The 18594-nt window shown below is 65.2% G+C and carries 19 protein-coding genes and 1 other RNA gene; 15 read left to right on the plus strand and 5 right to left on the minus strand.

The window, feature by feature from the left end; all coding sequences use genetic code 11:
• Positions 1-2: 2 nt before the first annotated feature.
• The 7 genes from EPO50_RS20960 to EPO50_RS20990 all read left to right on the plus strand — a co-directional run bounded on the left by EPO50_RS20960 (position 3) and on the right by EPO50_RS20990 (position 6554).
• The gene (locus tag EPO50_RS20960) at positions 3-875 is read left to right on the plus strand and encodes a cytochrome c oxidase subunit 3 (protein WP_296347112.1); all 873 of its coding nucleotides are present in this window, start codon (positions 3-5) and stop codon (positions 873-875) included.
• Between the two features lie 65 nt (positions 876-940).
• Complete coding sequence (locus tag EPO50_RS20965; RefSeq protein ID WP_296347114.1) at positions 941-1303, plus strand: DUF983 domain-containing protein; 363 nt, start codon at positions 941-943, stop codon at positions 1301-1303.
• Positions 1304-1313: 10 nt separating this feature from the next.
• Complete coding sequence (locus EPO50_RS20970) at positions 1314-2060, plus strand: SURF1 family protein (protein ID WP_296347116.1); 747 nt, start codon at positions 1314-1316, stop codon at positions 2058-2060.
• Complete coding sequence (locus EPO50_RS20975) at positions 2057-3559, plus strand: carboxypeptidase M32 (RefSeq protein WP_296347118.1); 1503 nt, start codon at positions 2057-2059, stop codon at positions 3557-3559. The genes EPO50_RS20970 and EPO50_RS20975 overlap by 4 nt, the downstream gene beginning before the upstream one ends.
• Before the next feature lie 9 nt (positions 3560-3568).
• A complete protein-coding gene (locus EPO50_RS20980; RefSeq protein ID WP_296347121.1) occupies positions 3569-3820 on the plus strand; it encodes a DUF1272 domain-containing protein in 252 nt (83 codons plus the stop codon).
• Between the two features lie 23 nt (positions 3821-3843).
• Positions 3844-5289, plus strand: a complete 1446-nt coding sequence (gene thrC / locus EPO50_RS20985; protein ID WP_296347122.1) for a threonine synthase — start codon at positions 3844-3846, stop codon at positions 5287-5289.
• Positions 5286-6554, plus strand: a complete 1269-nt coding sequence (locus EPO50_RS20990; RefSeq protein ID WP_296347124.1) for a pitrilysin family protein — start codon at positions 5286-5288, stop codon at positions 6552-6554. The genes thrC and EPO50_RS20990 overlap by 4 nt, the downstream gene beginning before the upstream one ends.
• A 57-nt stretch (positions 6555-6611) precedes the next feature.
• Here EPO50_RS20990 and EPO50_RS20995 read toward each other — a convergent pair whose 3' ends face one another.
• Complete coding sequence (locus EPO50_RS20995; RefSeq protein WP_296347125.1) at positions 6612-7418, minus strand: class I SAM-dependent methyltransferase; 807 nt, start codon at positions 7416-7418, stop codon at positions 6612-6614.
• Positions 7419-7621: 203 nt separating this feature from the next.
• Positions 7622-8419 carry an aspartyl/asparaginyl beta-hydroxylase domain-containing protein gene (locus EPO50_RS21000; protein ID WP_296347127.1) on the minus strand — a complete coding sequence of 266 codons (798 nt, stop codon included), beginning with the start codon at positions 8417-8419 and terminating at the stop codon, positions 7622-7624.
• A gap of 164 nt (positions 8420-8583) precedes the next feature.
• Here EPO50_RS21000 and EPO50_RS21005 point away from each other — a divergent pair, with 164 nt between their 5' ends.
• From EPO50_RS21005 to EPO50_RS21020, 4 genes are read left to right on the plus strand one after another with little or no spacing between them, the layout of a single operon-like run.
• The gene (locus EPO50_RS21005; RefSeq protein ID WP_296347129.1) at positions 8584-9192 is read left to right on the plus strand and encodes a GNAT family protein; all 609 of its coding nucleotides are present in this window, start codon (positions 8584-8586) and stop codon (positions 9190-9192) included.
• Positions 9193-9207: 15 nt separating this feature from the next.
• Positions 9208-10077: a dioxygenase gene (locus tag EPO50_RS21010; protein WP_296347131.1), complete on the plus strand. Its 870-nt coding sequence runs from the start codon at positions 9208-9210 to the stop codon at positions 10075-10077.
• 22 nt (positions 10078-10099) lie between these two features.
• Positions 10100-10840, plus strand: a complete 741-nt coding sequence (locus tag EPO50_RS21015) for an ABC transporter ATP-binding protein (protein ID WP_296347133.1) — start codon at positions 10100-10102, stop codon at positions 10838-10840.
• Positions 10837-11613, plus strand: coding sequence for an ABC transporter permease (locus tag EPO50_RS21020; protein WP_296347135.1), 777 nt, complete (start codon positions 10837-10839; stop codon positions 11611-11613). The genes EPO50_RS21015 and EPO50_RS21020 overlap by 4 nt, the downstream gene beginning before the upstream one ends.
• Here the strand turns inward: EPO50_RS21020 and EPO50_RS21025 are convergent.
• The 3 genes from EPO50_RS21025 to uvrB are packed head-to-tail and all read right to left on the minus strand — an operon-like array spanning position 11597 to position 16029.
• Positions 11597-12835, minus strand: a complete 1239-nt coding sequence (locus tag EPO50_RS21025; protein ID WP_296347137.1) for an MFS transporter — start codon at positions 12833-12835, stop codon at positions 11597-11599. The genes EPO50_RS21020 and EPO50_RS21025 overlap by 17 nt on opposite strands.
• A 31-nt stretch (positions 12836-12866) precedes the next feature.
• Complete coding sequence (locus EPO50_RS21030) at positions 12867-13703, minus strand: CocE/NonD family hydrolase (protein WP_296347140.1); 837 nt, start codon at positions 13701-13703, stop codon at positions 12867-12869.
• Positions 13704-13713: 10 nt separating this feature from the next.
• Positions 13714-16029 carry an excinuclease ABC subunit UvrB gene (gene uvrB, locus EPO50_RS21035; RefSeq protein WP_296347142.1) on the minus strand — a complete coding sequence of 772 codons (2316 nt, stop codon included), beginning with the start codon at positions 16027-16029 and terminating at the stop codon, positions 13714-13716.
• Here uvrB and EPO50_RS21040 point away from each other — a divergent pair.
• From EPO50_RS21040 to rnpB, 4 genes are all read left to right on the plus strand, one after another.
• Positions 15968-16699 (plus strand): sulfite exporter TauE/SafE family protein, encoded by a 732-nt coding sequence (locus EPO50_RS21040; protein WP_296347143.1) that lies wholly within the window; start codon positions 15968-15970, stop codon positions 16697-16699. The genes uvrB and EPO50_RS21040 overlap by 62 nt on opposite strands.
• Positions 16700-16737: 38 nt before the next feature.
• Positions 16738-17409: a molecular chaperone DjiA gene (locus EPO50_RS21045; RefSeq protein ID WP_296347145.1), complete on the plus strand. Its 672-nt coding sequence runs from the start codon at positions 16738-16740 to the stop codon at positions 17407-17409.
• Positions 17410-17411: 2 nt separating this feature from the next.
• Entirely contained in the window at positions 17412-18101 is a 690-nt protein-coding gene (locus EPO50_RS21050) for an N-acetylmuramoyl-L-alanine amidase (protein ID WP_296347146.1), read from the plus strand.
• 13 nt (positions 18102-18114) lie between these two features.
• An RNA gene (gene rnpB, locus EPO50_RS21055) (RNase P RNA component class A) lies at positions 18115-18502 on the plus strand.
• Positions 18503-18594: the final 92 nt, after the last annotated feature.

Raw genomic sequence — 18594 nt, forward strand, 5'->3', positions numbered from 1 at the left:
ACATGGCCGACGGCGCTCCCAAGCATCCCTATCATCTCGTAGACCCCAGCCCCTGGCCGGCGCTGGGCGCTCTCGCGGCGCTGATTCTGGCGATGGGCTTCGCGCTCGGCCTGCATCCCGACATGCTGGGACCGGGCGTCGAGAAGATCATCAAGGTCGTGCACTGGTGGGCGCTCGCGCCCGGCCTGCTGATGGTGATCGCGGTCATGTACTGGTGGTGGAGCGACGTACTCGTCGAGTCGCGCACCTTCCATACGCCGGTTGTCCAGCTCGGCCTGCGCTACGGCATGATCCTGTTCATCGCCTCGGAAGTGTTGTTCTTCGCCGCCTTCTTCTGGGCGTTCTTCGACGCTTCGCTCTTTCCCGGCGAGCTCAAGCAGCCTGTACGAGCGGAAGTCACCGGCGGTATCTGGCCGCCGAAGGGCGTCAGCATCATCGCGCCGTTCGACCTGCCGCTGATGAACACGCTGATCCTGCTGCTCTCGGGCACGACGGTGACCTGGGCGCATCACGCGATCATCGAAGGCAACCAGCGCGACGCGGTGCGCGGCCTGCTGTGCACGGTGGTCCTGGGTGCGATCTTCACCGGCGTCCAGGCCTACGAGTACATGCACGCGCCCTTCGCCTTCGATCAGGGCATCTACTCGTCGACCTTCTTCATGGCGACGGGCTTCCACGGCTTCCACGTGCTGGTCGGTACGACCTTCCTGCTGGTCTGCCTGTTCCGGGCGATGAAGGGCCAGTTTAAGCCGAAGCAGCATTTCGGCTTCGAGGCTGCTGCCTGGTACTGGCATTTCGTCGACGTGGTGTGGCTGTTCCTGTTTTTCTGCATCTACTGGTGGGGTGCCGGTAAGGCGCCGATCGCCCTGCACTGAGCAGAAAAGCCGACTATCTTGGAACCGCCGGGTGATCCCCGGCGGTTCGCCTTTGGGAGACATGCTTGTCGGACTGGCCGCGCCAATCGCCGCTCGACGTCGCGCTCCGCGCCGCCTGCCCGCGCTGCGGCCGCGGAAAGCTCTTTCGCGGTCTCTTGACGGTGGTCGATCGCTGCTCCGAGTGCGACCTCGACCTGCGTGGCAACGACGCCGGAGACGGGCCGGCAGTGCTCGTGATCCTGGGGCTGGGTGCCATCATCATGATGCTCGTCTTCTGGGTGGAGTTTCGCTTCGAGCCGCCGTGGTGGCTGCACGTTTTGATCTGGCTGCCGGTTACCTTCGGGCTCGCGACCTGGATGCTGCGTTTCCTGAAGGCGCTGCTGGTTGCGCAGCAGTACACCCATCGCTCGACCGCTCTCGACGAGTAGAGGAGACATCATGATCAGGCTGCGGCCCGCTTTGTGGCCCACGCTCATCTCGCTGCCGATCCTGGTCCTCTCGCTGGGGCTCGGCATCTGGCAGATGGAGCGCCGCGAATGGAAGAGGGACATCCTCGATCGCATCGCCGCCAACCAGGCGGCCGCGCCGGTTTCCCTCGACGAGCTGCTGAGCGGCAATCCGCTCCGCTACGAGTATGGCCGCGTGAAGGTTGGCGGCACTTTCCTTTACGACAAGGAGTTCTTCCTTGCCGCGCGCAGCCTCAAGAACAAGGTCGGGCATCAGCTCGTCGTGCCGCTCAAGACCGATGACGGCCGCATCGTCCTGTTCGATCGCGGCTGGATTCCCCAGGAGCGGAAGGATCCTGCACGCCGCGCAGAAGGTCAGCTCGCGGGTCGCGTCGAGCTCGTCGGCATCGTGCGCCGCAACCAGGAGCGCCGGCAGTTCGCGCCCGAGAACGTGCCGGACAAGAACGTCTGGTTCCACGTCGATGTGCCGCTGATGCGCAAGATGGCCGGGGCGCCGCCCGATCCCAAGCTCGACAGGTTCTTCCTCGACGCCGATTCGACGCCCAATCCCGGCGGGCTGCCGGTGGGCGGCCAGACACGCTTCGACATTCCCAACGACCATCTTCAGTACGCCATCACCTGGTTCCTGATCGCCCTGGCGATGGCCGGTGTGTATCTCGCCTATCATTGGGAGCTGGGCCGGCTCGAGATCGGCGGACGGAAGAAGGCCGGCACATGATTGCGAACGACCCCTATACCGAACTCGAGCGCCGGTTCGCGCGGCTGAGCGCCGTTGGCCGCGCCTCGGCCATCCTGAACTGGGACCGCTCGACCATGATGCCGGACGGCGCCAGCGAGGATCGCGCCGACCAGCTCGCGACCCTTGGCGTCATCGCGCATGAGATCATTGCCGCGCCCGACATGTCCGATCTGCTGGCGCGGGCGGAAGAGGGACGGACGTCGCTCGATCCGTGGCGGCAGGCCAACCTGCGCGAGATGCGCCGATCCTGGGTGCATGAAAGCGCCTTGCCGGCCGATCTGGTCGAGGCGCGCACGCGGGCTTGCAGCGCCTGCGAATTGGCGTGGCGTTCGGCCAAGAAGAACGCCGACTTCAAGTCGTTGCTGCCGACCCTGTCGGAAGTGCTCAATCTCATGCGCCGCGTCGGCGAGGCGAAGGCCGCGGCGCTCGGGACGTCACTCTATGACGCGCTGCTCGACGAGTTCGAGCCGGGTGGCCGTTCGGCGCATATCGATGCACTGTTCGCCGAGCTGCGCTCTTTCCTGCCCGACCTGCTGGGCCGCGTCCTCGAACGTCAGAAGGGGCTTCCGGCCATTCAGCCTCTCGACGGACCGTTCCCGGTCGAGGCGCAACGCCGCCTGGGCGAGGAGCTGATCCGTCTCATCGGCTTCGACTTTCATCACGGCAGGCTCGACGTCTCGGCCCATCCCTTTACCGGGGGAACAGCCGACGATGTGCGCATCACCACGCGCTACGACGAGACGGATTTCGCCCGCGCATTGATGGGCGTACTGCACGAGACCGGCCATGGTCTTTACGAAGCGGGCCTGCCGCGCGAGTGGCGGCGCCAGCCGGTGGGCAATGCACGCGGCATGACTCTGCACGAGAGTCAGTCGCTGCTGATGGAGATGCAAGCCTGCCGCAGCGACGCCTTCGTGGCTTTCGCCGCACCTCGCATGCGCGCAGCCTTCGGCAAGGACGGGCCGGCGTGGAGCGTGGAGAACATCCATCGCCTCTACACGCGAGTCGCGCCGGGCTTCATCCGCGTCGACGCCGACGAAGTCACCTATCCGTTGCACATCATGCTGCGCTACCGGCTGGAGCGGGCGATGCTGGCGGGCGATCTACCGCTCGCCGATCTGCCGGGGGCCTGGAACGACGGCATGCGCGAGTTGCTGGGTATCGTGCCGCCGGACGATTCGCTCGGCTGCCTGCAGGATATCCATTGGCCGGACGGCGGGTGGGGCTATTTCCCGACTTACACATTGGGCGCCCTGGCGGCGGCCCAACTCTTTGCCGCCGCACGTCGCGCCGAGCCCGGCCTCCTGGACGCGATCGGAAAGGGCGATTTCTCGCCGCTTCTGGGCTGGCTTCGTGCCAATGTGCACGGCAAGGGCTCGATCGCGACGACCGACGAGATCCTGACTGCGGCCACCGGCTCGGCGCTGGGGGCCCAGGCCTTCAAGGCTCATCTGGAAAGCCGCTACCTGTCGGCGTAAGAGGGACTCATGCTCGATCTCCGCCCGAACTGCGAGTGCTGCGACAAGGACCTGCCCAACGGCGCGTCCGACGCCCTGATCTGCACCTTCGAGTGCACGTTCTGTGCGGATTGCGCACGAACTCGCCTGGGCGGCCACTGCCCCAACTGTGGTGGCGATCTGGTCAAACGCCCGACCCGGCCAGAGCGCGCGTTGCAAAAGTTTCCCGCCTCCACCAAGCGCGTCCGCAAGGATCACGAGGCCTGTCGCCAGGTCGCCTGACGGTCGCGATATCGGAGTATTAGTTGCGTTACATCAGCACTCGCCACGGTTCGCAGGGTAATCCCGCGCCGCTCGGCTTCGAAGACGTCATGCTCGCGGGCCTTGCCCGCGACGGCGGTCTCTACCTTCCTGCCGAGTGGCCGCAGTTCAGCAAGGCCGAGATCGCCGGGCTGAAGGGCCTGACCTATACGGAACTCGCTTTCCGCGTGATGCGGCCCTTCGTCGGCGACACATTCGACGAAGTGACGTTCCGCCGCCTGATCGGCGAGGCCTATGCCTCGTTCGAGACGCCGGAGGTCGCGCCGCTGAAGCCGTTGGGCGACAGCGGGCTGCATCTTCTCGAGCTGTTCCACGGTCCGACTCTCGCCTTCAAGGACGTGGCGCTGCAGCTTCTCGGCCGCATGCTCGACCAGACGCTGACCGTGCGCGGCCAGCACGCCACCATCGTTGGCGCGACGTCGGGCGACACTGGCTCGGCGGCGATCGAGGCGGTGCGCGATCGCAAGACGATCGACATCTTCATGCTGTTCCCCAAGGGACGCGTGAGCGAGGTGCAGCGCCGGCAGATGACGACGGTGCTGGCGCCCAACGTGCACAACATCGCGGTGCAGGGCACGTTCGACGATTGCCAGGACCTCGCCAAGGCTTGCTTCAACGATCTCGCCTTCCGCGATCGTCATGCGCTGACGGCGGTGAACTCGATCAACTTCGCCCGCGTTATGGCCCAGATCGTCTATTACTTCTGGGCGGCGCTGAAGCTTGGCGCGCCGGACCGGCCGGTGGCCTTCACCGTGCCCAGCGGCAACTTCGGCAATGTCTATGCCGGCTATGCCGCCAAGCAGATGGGCCTGCCGATCTCGCATTTCGTCGTCGGCGCCAACAGCAACGACATCCTGGCGCGCTTCTTCGAGAGCGGCACCATGACGATGTCTGAAGTCGTGCCGACGCTCAGCCCCAGCATGGACATCCAGATCTCGAGTAACTTCGAGCGCCTGCTGTTCGATCTCTATGACCGCAACGGCGCGACCCTGGCCGATGCCATGACGGCTTTCCGCAGCACCGGCACGCTCAAGGTCGGCGACAATGCGTTCACTGGCGTTCGCCAGCTCTTCGATGCCGGCCGCCTCGACGATGCCGGCACGATCGCCGCCATTGCCGATTGCCGCCGTCGGTTCGGCGAGACCATCGATCCGCACACGGCGGTGGGCTATGCCGTGGCCCAGCAACACCGCCGCGATAACTCGATCCCCATGGTGGTGCTGGCGACGGCGCATCCGGCCAAATTTCCCGATGCTGTCGAGAAGGCCACCGGCGAGCGGCCGCCGCTACCGGCACGGTTGGGCGATCTGTTGGAGCGGGCAGAACGGGTCGATGGGCTGCGCAACGACGTCGAGGCGCTCAAGGCTATGATCGATGAACGCCGCGCAATGGCTACGGCGCCGGCAACGCGCGCCAAGGTGAGGACATGAGCAACGTCAAGGTTACGACACTCGGCAACGGACTGCGCGTTGCAGTCGACGAGATGCCGGAGGTCGAATCGGCTTCGCTCGGCATCTGGGTTGCCTGCGGTACGCGTCACGAAGCCGCCGAGCTGAACGGCATGGCGCACATGCTGGAGCACATGGCGTTCAAGGGGACGCGCACCCGCTCGGCCCGCGCCATCGCCGAGGAGATCGAGAATGTCGGCGGCAGCCTCAACGCCTATACGGGCCGAGAGATCACTGCCTATCACGCCTCGGTGCTCAAAGAGGATGTGGGCCTCGGTGTCGAGATGATCGCCGACATCCTGCGCAACTCGGTGTTCGATCCCGACGAGCTGCAGCGCGAGCGTGGCGTCATCCTGCAGGAGATCGGCCAGGCGCTCGATACGCCCGACGACATCATCTTCGATCAGTTCCAGGAAACCGCACTGCCCGGTCAGCCGCTGGGCCGGCCGGTACTGGGCACCGCGGCGACCGTCGAGGCGATCGGCCGCGACGACCTCTTTGCCTATCTCGCGCGCCACTACACCGCGTCGAACATGGTCCTGTCGGCGGCGGGTCGGGTCGAGCACGATCACATCGTTGATCTCGCCGAGAAGCACTTTGGTTCGGTGCCGCGCACGCCTGCCAACGCCGAGCAGCCGGTGCCGCTGGCCTATGTCGGCGGCGATGGCCGCGAGACGAGGGTGCTCGAACAGGCCCATCTCGTGCTGGGCTGCGAGGGGATCGGCTATCGCGACCCGGACTATTTTGCGCTCGCCGTCTATTCGACGCTGTTTGGCGGCGGCATGTCCTCGCGCCTCTTCCAGCGCATCCGCGAGGAGCGCGGGCTGGTCTACGGCATCCACTGCTTCAACACGGCCTACGCCGACGGCGGCCTGTTTGGCATCTATGCCGGTACGGGCGAGGACGATCTCGCCGAGCTGGTGCCGGCAGTGTGCGACGAATTCGTGGGCGTCGCCGAGACGCTGAACGAGGCGGAACTGGTGCGTGCACGCAACCAGATCAAGGCGGGGACCTTGATGGCTTTGGAGTCGAGTGGCGCGCGCTGCGAGCAGGCCGCACGCCATCTCATCGTCCATGGCCGGCCAATCCCCTATGCCGAGGTCGTGGCCCGTATCGAAGCCGTGGATCAGGAAGCGGTGCGCCGCGTCGCCCGGCGCCTGTTGCAGGGCAAGCTCACGCTCGCCGCCCTGGGACCGATCGACGGCCTGGAACCGCTGGACAAGATCGCCGCTCGTCTGGCGGCGTAACTGGACCTCCTCTCCATTTGAATGGGGAGGAAATGCAATCGATTGCGTACGCCTGCATCACTTCGCCGTCACGACCAGCGCCCGAATGCGGCTGCTTACGGCACCGTGCCCAAAGCGTCTTGCAATGGCTGCTGCTGCGATCCGCGTCGCTTCTTCCAGCGAGCCGCCTCGAGCCTCGATCTCTGTGCGCAGCGGCGTGCCCTGACAGTAGGCCATAGCCGCATCGTTGGGTGAGGGAGCGTTGCTCAAGGTCGCCAACGGCGCGATCGAGACAGTCTCGAAGGCTGCGGCGTCGAGATCGGCGCGGATGGCATTGGGATCGTGATACCCATATGGCGTCCTTGGCAGGAAGCGCGGTGGATCGGAAGGAAAGAGCGGAGCGAGGGCTCGTGTCACTTCGTCGGCGAACTCGTTGTCTTCGATCCGGTCCCACACATTGAATAGGTAGTGTCCACCGGGTTTCAGGACACGCTTCGCCTCCCGATAAGCCTTGGCTCTATCGGGGAAGAACATCACGCCGAACTGGCAGAGCACGACGTCGAACTGGGCATCGTCGAAAGGAAGCGCCTGGGCATCGGCTTGCCTGAAGATGACGTGCGGAGCATTTGCCAACTGTTTGCGCGCCTGGTCGAGCATCGGCTGGTTGAGATCTGTGGCTACCAGTCTCGTATCGGCCGGCAATCCTGCGGCGAGTGCCCGCGTCACCACGCCGGTTCCTGCTGCCACTTCGAGGACAGATCGGGGCGCAAGCGCCACCGCTCTCGCCGCCAGATCGCGCGCACAATATTCGAAGATCAGCGGCACCATCAGCCGGTCGTAGAGTTCGGGAATCGAACCGATGAACGACTTATCGGTGACCGACATGGTGTGTCTCCAACCGATCTCGCCTCCGCGGAAACGCGGTGGCTTACATCGGCGAGACTACGTCTGCCTTGTGTCTGCCGCCACTCGCCTGATGGTGTGAGGATGGGGGCGAGCCGCGAGTGACCGCAGCATTCCAAATGCAACGAGGGACCTTCCCGATCGGAAAGAATCCCTCGCTTCATTCGCAATGACGCTGCAGCCGATTAAGCCGCCTTCGCCAGTTCCGTCTGGGTGGCGCGCGGCGGGACGCCGATCGAGGCGCGTTCGATCACTGCCTTCACCTCGGCGCTGCGGCGGACGAGGTTGTAGCGCAGGCCGGTGTAGAGATTCACCGGGAACGGCATTTCAGCGTTGAAGTCGATGATCAGCACCACGCGCGTCTGGTCGGTCTGGTTCTTCACCCAGTGCTCGCGCGTGTCGTCGAACACCAGCGGCTCGCCTTCCTTCCAGAAGAAGTGATGGCCGCCGATTTCGATCCAGCACTTCTCCGGTTCGGTCGGCACGATCAGCGGGTAGTGGAAGCGGATGACGCCGGCGGCCGAACCACGATGGGGTTCGATCTCGGCATAGCCGTGAAGGATGCTGAAGAGGGCGGTATGCACGCCGGGGATCTTGTTGATCGCCGCGATCGTGTCCGGCACCGCCGCCGCATTCTCCGGGACGTCGTGGCCCCACAGCTTCAGCAGGAAGGTACGCCAGGCGCGGCCCGGCACGTAGAGGTCGCGTGGATGGACCTCGTGGAGCGCCGGGATTTCCTCGTGATGGCTCAGCAGGTAGTTGAGGTCGGCCTTGATCTTGTCGTGGCTCTTCTTGAGTTCGGACAGGACCGGGAAGACCTTCAGCGCATCGTCGCCGCCCAGCGGCAACTTGGGCATGTTGCGCAGAATCATATCGGAGAGCTTGAGATTGAACTTCTCGAGCGGCTCTTGTGGCAGCCAGATGTTCTTCGTCAGGTAGAAGCGGCCCTTCTGGCCGACACTCGGTTTATTATCCGTTTCCATAACAGACCATGCCTCAGCGGATACTCTAAATGGGTTCATACGCCCGTTAGGCAAGCTGGCGGCGGCTCTTTCTCGACCATCAGGCGCGGCGGACAGTCTCAATTTCCTACGCCAATCCTCGGAAAACATGCAAGAATTCCGAAGACCTATTATTATAGACCAAGATGTTCCGCTTTGCCGACGTCCCGTTGTCGCTGTCGGGGATGACCCGGATCGCCGGCAGGCGGGTTTTTCTGCGCGCCCCGACCATGGACGACTGGCCGGAATGGGCTGAATTACGGGCTCGGAGTAGGGCTTTCCTGACTCCCTGGGAGCCGACCTGGCCCGAGGATTCCCTCGGCCGGGACCATTTCCGGCGTCGCCTGCGCCAGCAGATCAAGGAATGGCGGGCCGGCGAGGCCTACGGCCTTTTCGCCTTCCACAACGAGGGCCGGCGGCTGGTCGGCGGCATCAACCTGAGCAACGTCCGGCGCGGCGTCGCCCAGACGGCGTCGGTCGGCTACTGGATGGGCCAGCCCTATGCCGGCCAAGGCCTGATGACAGACGCTCTGCGAGCCACCCTGCCGTTCGTTTTCGACGAGCTGCGGCTGCATCGGCTCGAAGCGGCCTGCCTGCCGCACAACGAACCCTCCAAGGCTGTCCTGACCAAGGTCGGGTTCCATGAGGAAGGACTGGCGCGGCAATATCTGCGCATCAACGGGCAGTGGGCCGACCATCTGCTCTTCGCCCTGCTGCGGGCCGACTATGACGCCCTCCTGCGGGCGCCGCGCTAGGCGCGAGGATCTTCGATGCGCAACCTGACCCCGACGTCGATCACCCAGGCTTTTGCCGACTATGCCCGGAACGCGCCGTCGGCCCGCGCGCGGACCTTGCTGGTCTCCCTGGCCGGCCATCTCCACAGCTTCGTGCGCGAGAACAAGGTGACCCAGGCGGAGTGGGGCGCCGCCATCGACGCGCTGACCCGCGCGGCCAAGTTCACCGACGACAAGCGCAACGAATACATTCTCTTCTCCGACCTGCTGGGCGTGTCCTCGCTGATCGACATGGTGAACGCCGCGGGCAGCGGGACGCCGTCGTCGGTGCTGGGCCCGTTCCACATCGAAGGCGCGCCCGAGCTGCCGAACGGGGGTGATCTGTGGCGCGGCCAGGTCGGCGAACCGCTGGTCGTGAGCGGCCGGATCGTCGATGCGAAGGGCGCTCCAGCCAAGGGCGCGGTGCTGGCGCTGTGGCAGAACGCCGGCAACGGCCTCTACGCCCAGCAGGATTCGGCGCAGTCGCCAACCAATTATCACGCGCGCCTTCCCGTGGCGGTCGACGGCAGCTTCGCCTTCTCCACGGTGCGACCGGTCTCCTACAAGGTGCCGGACGACGGCCCGGCCGGCGACATGCTGCGGGTCCTGGGTCGCGATGCCTGGCGGCCGGCGCATCTGCACATGATCATCCAGGCGCCGGGCCATCAGCCGTTGATCACCGAATTCTTTCCCGAGGACGATGAGCATCTCGACGGCGATGCCGTGTTCGGGGTGCGCAGCGGGCTCGTGCTGCCTTTCGCCAAGGCGACAGACCGCGCGGCGCTGCCGGCCAACCTTGCGGCGCGCGACACGCTGCCGATGCCAGTCTGGTCGGCCCAGCTCGACCTGACGCTCCCGCCCGCCTGACCTCGCTTTAGCCGAAGACTTGATGCGACTCGTCGGCGTTCGTGACGTCTCCAAGGATTTCGCCAACGGTGTGCGAGCCCTCGAAGGGACATCGCTCGACATCGAGGCTGGTGAATTCCTGAGCGTGCTGGGGCCGTCGGGTTGCGGCAAGTCGACCTTGCTGCGCCTGATCGCGGGCCTCGCGCAGCCGACCTCCGGTACCATCGAATGGCCATCGGGCAGGCCGGACCTGGGCTTTGTCTTCCAGGAACCGACCCTGATGCCCTGGACCACGGCGCTTGCCAACGTGGCGCTGCCACTCAAGCTCGCGGGCGTCGCGCGGTCCGAACGCGAGGCGCGTGCGGCCGAGGCGCTGGGCCATGTCGGCCTGGCCGGCTTCGAGCGCAGCTATCCGCGCGAACTGTCGGGCGGCATGAAGATGCGCGTGTCGATCGCGCGGGCGCTGGTCACCGAGCCCAAGCTGCTGCTGATGGACGAACCTTTCGCCGCGCTCGACGAGATCACCCGCCGCCGGCTCAACACCGACCTTCTCGACCTGTGGCAGCGCACGCGGTTCACCGCGGTGTTCGTGACCCATTCGGTGTTCGAGTCGGTCTTCCTCTCGCAGCGCATTGCCGTGATGAGCGCGCGGCCCGGCCGCGTGCTGTCCGAACTCGCCATTCCTGCCGCCTATCCGCGCACTGAGGCCTTCGGCACGTCGGCGGAATATGCCGCCCTCTGCCGGCTGACTTCGGCGCAGCTCTCCGAGGCGCTGGCGGCATGAGTGCGCGCTTCCTCGCGCCGATCCTGGTCGGCCTCGTGATGCTCGTCCTGTGGGAGGCCGTGGTGCGGACCGCGGCGATCCCACCCTATGTGCTGCCGGGTCCGATTCTCATCGCCAAGACGCTGGTCAGCGACTGGTCGACGCTTTGGCCGGCGCTCATCATCACACTGGAGATCACGATGCAGGCGCTGGCCGCGGCGGTGATCGTCGGCGTGGCGTTGGCCATACTGTTTTCGCTGTCGCGCTGGATCGAGCTGTCGTTCTTTCCCTATGCCATCATCCTGCAGGTGACGCCGATCGTGGCCATTGCGCCGCTGATCATCGCCTGGGTCGACGACGTCAATCTCTCGCTGTTGATCTGCGCTTGGCTGGTCGCCTTCTTTCCCATCCTGTCCAACACGGTGCTGGGCCTGCGCTCGGTCGACCGCAACCTGCTCGACCTCTTTGAACTCTATGGTGCGGGACGCTGGCGCACGCTGATCGATCTGCGCCTGCCGGCGGCTCTGCCGTACTTCCTGGGTGGCCTGCGCATCTCGGGTGGCCTGGCGCTGATAGGCGCCGTCGTGGCGGAGTTCGTGGCAGGTTCGGGCGGACGGGAGTCAGGTCTCGCCTATCGCATCCTCGAATCAGGCTACCAGCTCAAGATCCCGCGCATGTTTGCAGCACTCGTGCTGATCTCGTTGGCCGGCATCGCGATCTACCTGTTGCTGTCGTTGCTCTCGCACCTTCTGCTGCGCCGCTGGCACGAAAGCGCGCTCAGCGCCGAGGGGTGACCCTTGATCGCATCGCTGCGCGCGCCAACAGGAACGAGCAGACGGTGACACCGGCCGCCAGTAGGAGATAGCCCGCCTCGTAAGAATGGGTGATTGCCAGGACCGTGCGGAACAGCAGCGGCGAGAGGAGCGCACCGAAAAAGACGAAGAGCTGCGTGGCGCCGGTAAACTCCGCAGCCCGGCCGGGTGGTGCGCGTGAGGCACTCTCGGCGATGAAGACGCCGTTCCAGCCGACGGCAGTGCCGCCCAGCACGATGCAGACGATATAGACGGCGGTGATCGGCCAGTCGGGCGTCGAAAAGGCCATTGTTGTTGCCGCGATCGCGACGATGCCGCCGATGCCTGCCAGCACGGTCGAGGGTCGCCGCAACAGATCAGCCAAGGCGCCCCAGAAGACGCGGCCGAAGGCGCCAGTGACCGTCGCCGCCGAAAGCAGGGCGCCGGCCAGCACGTACGACATTTTCAAGCCGTCGACGGCGTAGACGACCGTGAAGTTCACGACAATCGCTTGCGTCGCCGAGAAGAGCATGCCGATGAAACACATCGGCCGCAGGATCGGGTCGCGCCAGGCAAGCCGCAGCGGCTCGAAGATCTCGGCGGCCGTGGGCAGGAACCGCCGCCCGACCTGGTCGCTCGCCTGTTCCTCGTCGTAGAGCCGACGCAGCGGTTGGACGGCGATGACGGTCGCAAGCGACAGGAAGCCGATGCTGGCCGCGGCCCAGCGCCAGCCGAAATCGAGCGCCAGGGTCGGCAGTACGGCACCGCAGATCGCGAAGCCCACTGGTACGCCGCTTTGCTTCAGCGAGAAGGTGACGTTGGCGAGGCGCGGCGGCGAAACGCGCGCCAGGATGTGGGAGCTGGCAATGGTGAGCGGCCCAGAGCCCAGGCCGACGATCAGTGCCGAGAAGGTCGCCATCGTCACGCCGCCCACGGCGAAGATGAAAGAGCCGATCGCTGCCACGGTGAGGCCGGTCTGGATGAAGCGGATGGGTCCCAGGCGCCGATTGATTGCGCCGCCGCCCAGGGTCGAGATCATCGCCGCGAGATAGACCAGCGAGACATAGTAGGCGACGTCGGCGGCGGCGACGCCCAGCGCCGGTGCAGCGGCGGGCGCCAGCACCGAGGCCTGGTTGAAGCCCATGGTCGCGACGACCTGCACCAGAGTGAGGGAGACGAGGGCGATCAGATAACGGCGAAGGTCGGTCGGCGCGGCAGAAGACATTGCGCCGCGACTATAACGTGCGGGCTGCTTTCTACCTCAAGCCACTGAGGAAAGTTTCGACCAGCGGTGACCAGACGGGTGTGCCGTTGCTCGCACCGGCGAGACTGTGACCATCGCGGTCGAACGGTCCGAGCGGCTTGTATGTCGCCTTGCCGCCAGCCTTGTCGTAGGCCTCGGCCATGCGCTGGGCGAGTGCGGGTTCGAAGAAGCTATCGTTCTCGGCATAGATCCAGAGCATCGGCACGCGCGCTGTCGCGCCATAGCGCCCGGCTGCATCGACCAGCGCGCTCGGCGTGCAGTTGCCGATGCCACCACCGGCGAGCTTCTGATGTCCACCGCGGCCGCCAGCGAAGTTGATCATGCCGGAAACGCCGGGCGGGTTGCGGCTCGACAAGGCGATTGCTGCCCAGCCCCCGGCCGACTGACCGACGACGATCGTGCGGTCCGCCGCGACATAGGGCTGGCTGCGCATGTAGTCGATCGTGGCCTGGATGTCGCTGGCGCTTTGCAGGCCGGCATTGAAATAGTCAGGCGTGTCACAGAAGCCGTAGCCCTCGGCCCAGGTACCGCCGCTGTCGCCATAACCACGTCGCATCGGCAGGGCGACGACGTAGCCGCGCGCCAGGAACCAGGAGGAAAGGGTGACGTACCGTGGCCGTTCCATGGTAGCGCGCCGCGAACCGTCGGCCGGCGAACCGTGATTGATAACGACCAGTGGCTGGCGTACCTCTCCCGGTGGCCGCAGCACTGTGGCGATCAAGTTCGATCCGCCAGGACCGGGCATGCGCACGATCTGCTCGCGCTCCTGCGCCACGGCCGGCCACGCCAACACGAAGAAAAGTAGGGCGGCCAGGGCGCGCAAGCGCATCGCCTATTTCCTATCGGCCGCTGCGCCGCGCCGGCTTGCCGCGTGAACCGGAGCCGGTGCGCACGCCGCGGAAGACGCGGGAGTGCTGCATCTTGCCGAGATGCACGCCGACATTGGCGCTTGCAGCCTGGCCTGGCAGCTCGAGCTCGTGGGCCTCGAGGCGGCGGATCTCGTCGCGCAGGCGGCCGGCTTCCTCGAATTCGAGGTCGGCGGCGGCAGCGCGCATGCGCTTTTCGAGTTCGGCAATGTGGGTGCGCAGATTGTGCCCGACCAGATGGACGTCGCCCGACACGCCGGTGTCGACGGTGTAGTGATCGCGCTCGGCAGTCGACTGCAGGATCTCGGCAATGTTCTTCTTCACCGAGGCCGGCGTGATGCCGTGCTCCTTATTATAGGCCGTCTGCTTGGCGCGCCGCCGGTCGGTCTCGGCCATGGCGTACTTGATCGAGTCCGTCATCTTGTCGGCATAGAGGATGACCCGGCCGTCGACGTTGCGGGCGGCGCGGCCGATCGTCTGCACCAGCGAGGTCGGCGAACGCAGGAAGCCTTCCTTGTCGGCATCGAGGATGGCGACCAGGGCGCATTCGGGAATGTCGAGACCCTCGCGCAGCAGGTTGATGCCCACCAGCACATCGAAGGCGCCGAGCCGCAGGTCGCGGATGATCTCGATACGCTCCAGGGTGTCGATGTCGGAGTGCAGGTAGCGGCAGCGGATGCCGGCCTCATGCATGTACTCCACGAGATCCTCGGCCATGCGCTTGGTCAGCACCGTGACCAGCACGCGCTGGCCCTTCTTGGCGCAGTCGCGGCACTCGGCGATCAGGTCGTCGACCTGCTTCTCGACCGGACGTATCAGCACCGTCGGGTCGATCAGGCCTGTGGGCCGGATCACCTGCTCGATGAAGGTGCCTTGCGTGCGCTCCATCTCCCAGTCGCCTGGCGTGGCGCTGACATAGGTCGTCTGCGGGCGCAGCGTGTCCCACTCCTCGAACTTCAGCGGCCGGTTGTCGATCGCCGAGGGCAGGCGGAAGCCGAACTCGGCCAGCACGCTCTTGCGGTTGAAGTCGCCGCGGAACATGCCGCCGATCTGCGGCACCGTGACGTGGCTCTCGTCACAGATCAGCAGGGAGTTCTCGGGGAAGTATTCGAACAGAGTGGGCGGCGGCTCGCCCGGCTTGCGGCCGGTGAGGTAACGCGAATAGTTTTCGATGCCGGCGCAGGCGCCGGTGGTTTCCAGCATCTCGATGTCGAACAGCGTGCGTTGCTCCAGGCGCTGCGCTTCAAGGAGCCGGCCGGCGCGATTGAATTCGTCGAGCCGCTGCTTGAGATCGCCCTTTATCTGGTCGATCGCCTTCTGCATCGTGGGCTTCGGCGTCACATAGTGGCTGTTGGCGTAGACGATGATGTCCGACAACGACACGGTTTTATCGCCCGTCAGCGGATCGAACTCGGTGATCGATTCGATCTCGTCGCCGAACATCTCGAAGCGCCAGGCCTTGTCCTCGTAATGGGCCGGGAAGAGGTCGACGGTATCGCCGCGCACGCGGAAGGTTCCGCGCTGGAAGGCGTTGTCATTACGCTTGTACTGCTGCTCGACGAAGCGGCGGAGCAGGGTGGTGCGATCGATCTTCTGACCCTTGTGCAGGCGGAAGGTCATCGCCTGATAGTTTTCCAGCGGGCCGATGCCGTAGATGCACGAGACCGAGGCCACGATGATCACGTCGTCGCGCTCCATCAGGGCGCGTGTCGCGGAGTGGCGCATGCGGTCGATCTGCTCGTTGATCGACGAATCCTTCTCGATGTAGGTGTCCGTCCGCGGCACATAGGCTTCGGGCTGGTAGTAGTCGTAGTACGACACGAAGTACTCGACCGCGTTATCCGGAAAGAAGCCCTTCATCTCGCTGTAAAGCTGCGCCGCCAGCGTCTTGTTGGGCGCCATCACGAGTGCCGGCCGTCCTTGCGAGGCGATGACATTGGCCATGGTGAAAGTCTTGCCCGAGCCGGTGACGCCCAGCAGTACCTGGTCGCGCTCGCCGCCCGACACGCCTTCGATGAGCTGCCGGATCGCCTCGGGCTGGTCACCTGCCGGTGTGTAGTCCGAAACCAGCTTGAAAGGTTTCGGCGTTACGCCTTCGAGCTCGGGCCGCCGTTGGATGTACGGCATCAGGAGCGGGGTCGCCGACACTGCGAGATTCTTTGAGGGCATGACCTGCATTATATGATGCTCGGATGACGGTCCGGCAATGCTAGCTTCCGCGCCCGCTATGCCTGACCTGTTGAGCACTCCCTTCCTGATTTCGGCCGTCGTTGCCTGCATTGCAGGCATGGTGCGCGGCTTCGCGGGCTTCGGCGCCGCCATGCTGATGACGCCGGTATTTTCCGCGCTCTACGGACCCGCCGTGGGCATCGCGCTCTGCTTGCTGCTGGAAATTGCCGTGGCGCTGCCACTGTTGCCCAGGGTCGTGCGCCTCGTCGACTGGCGCCGCATCGGCGTCTTGTTGGTGGCGGCGGCAATCGGCGTACCGTTCGGTAACCTCACGCTGACATGGGCCGATCCCGAACCGATGCGCTGGGCGATTTCCGCCATCGTTCTCGGTGCTGTCATAATGCTGGCAAGCGGCTGGCGCTTTTCCGGTCGACCAGGGACTGCGACTACTCTCACGGCGGGTGCGACCAGCGGCTTTCTGAATGGCCTCTCGGGCATGGCCGGTCCGCCGATCGCATTCTATTATCTCGCAGGTGAGGATCCGGCGGCGCGCGTGCGAGCCAACCTCACGACCTACTTCGTTTTCGTCGATTTGTTTGCCATCACAGCTTTCGCGTCGCGCGATCTGATCGGATGGAGCACTGGCGTTTACGGGCTGTTCCTGGCGCCGGCGGTCATAGCGGGTGGTCTGCTCGGCGAGCGTCTGTTTCCGTTAGCCAGTGAACGCTTCTATCGGTGGCTGGCGCTGGTGTTGTTGGTCTGCGTCGCTCTGGGTTCCCTGCTGCTATAAGGCTCGACATGAGGATCTGGGACAAAATTGTGGAAGGCATGAACGGCCTCGGCATCGCCGAGTTGCTGGGCTTGTCTTCGCCGCCGGCTGACGATGGTGGCCATCCCGGCCTGCGCCAGATCGGTTTCACGATCGGCGTCATCGCGCTCGGCGCCAAGATGGCGCGGGTCGATGGCGAAGTGTCGGAGGTCGAAGTCGCGGCGTTCCGTGCCTTCTTCCAGGTGCCGCCGGGCGAGGAAGCCAATGTCGAACGCTTCTTCGATCTCGCCAAGCGCGACGCCGGCGGTTTCGAGACCTATGCACGGCAGGTGGCGGTGCTCTTTCCCGACGCGCCGGAAATCCTCGAGAACGTGGTCGAAGGTCTGTTCAGCATCGCCCAGGCCGATGGCGAGATCGATGTCGCGGAAGCCGACTACCTCGCCAAGGTCGCACGCATCTTCGGTCTGGAGAGCTCGCGCTTCGAACGCGCCAAGGCCGCGGCGCTCGGCGTCATGGAGTGCGAGCCTTGCATTGTGCTCGGTATCGACCCGTTGGCGACCGACGAACAGATCCGCGAAGCGTGGCTGCGCCAGGTTCGCGCCAATCATCCCGACAAGTTAATGGCGCAAGGCTTGCCGGAGGAGGCCATCGAGATGGCCAATCGCAAGCTCGCGCTGATCAACGACGCCTACGATCGCCTGCGCCGGCAACGCGGACTGGTCGCCGCCTGACCGTGAAGCTCGTCGATCAGCCATCGCCCAATCATGCGCCACGGCCCGAAGGGGCGGTCGTCGATATCCTGGTGCTGCACTACACCGAGCTGCCGCTGCAGGAGTCGCTCGACATCCTGTGCGACGGCACGCGAGAGCATTGCGTGAGCTCGCACTATGTCTTGGCCGAGGATGGTATGGCGTATCGACTCGTTGCCGAGGATCGCACCGCCTGGCACGCCGGCCGTTCATGGTGGCGTGGCCGCGAAGCGTTGAACGCAACATCGATCGGCATCGAGATCGTCAACCTGCATGGCGATCGCCACGACTATCCGCCGGGTCAGATCGAAGTGTTGATCGAACTTTGTCGAGGCATCCTGGCGCGCCATCCCGCCATCGTGCCGCGTAATGTCGTGGGCCATTCCGACATCGCGCCGCAGCGCAAGGTCGACCCGGGCCGCCGTTTTCCCTGGAAGGTCTTGGCCGACGCCGGCATCGGAGTCTGGCCGCGGGCCGGGGCGCGACCGCTCGACGGCGATTTTCAGAAAGCCTTGCAGCGTTTCGGTTATGCGCCTCCGATCGCTGTCCCACCGAAAGAGATCATAAAGGCCTTTCAGCGCCATTACCGACCTGCACAAGTCGATGGCATGGCCGATCCCGAGACGCGGACGCTGCTGGCCGGGCTGCTTGACCCGCTGGGGGGAGCAGCCTAGTCAAGCGCCCGGGTCAGACGGCTGGATGGCTGCACTCGAACGGGTAACCGGTCGGGTGAGGAAAGTCCGGGCTCCACGGAGACACGGTGCCGGTTAACGACCGGCGGGGGCGACCCCAGGGAAAGTGCCACAGAGAACAGACCGCCGGGCCAGCTTGCTGGCCAGGTAAGGGTGAAACGGTGGGGTAAGAGCCCACCGCGCGACCGGCAACGGAAGCGGCACGGCAAACCCCACCGGGAGCAAGACCAAATAGGGGCGGCACGCCGGGCAACCGGCAGCGGTGTTTCCGCGTCGTCGCCCGGGTCGGTCGCGCGAGGTGCTCGGCAACGGGCATCCCAGAGGAATGGCCATCCATCGCTTTTGGGCGAGGACAGAACCCGGCTTACAGGCCGTCTGACCCTTCATTCCCTTCGTCCGATTTCGCGTCACGAGTCGAACTTACAACTGCTTGCGTTTGCATGTGGCGAGCGCACAATAGATGTTGTGTCTAAGG

Origin of the sequence: Reyranella sp. (assembly GCF_004297405.1) — a bacterium.
GTDB lineage: Bacteria > Pseudomonadota > Alphaproteobacteria > Reyranellales > Reyranellaceae > Reyranella.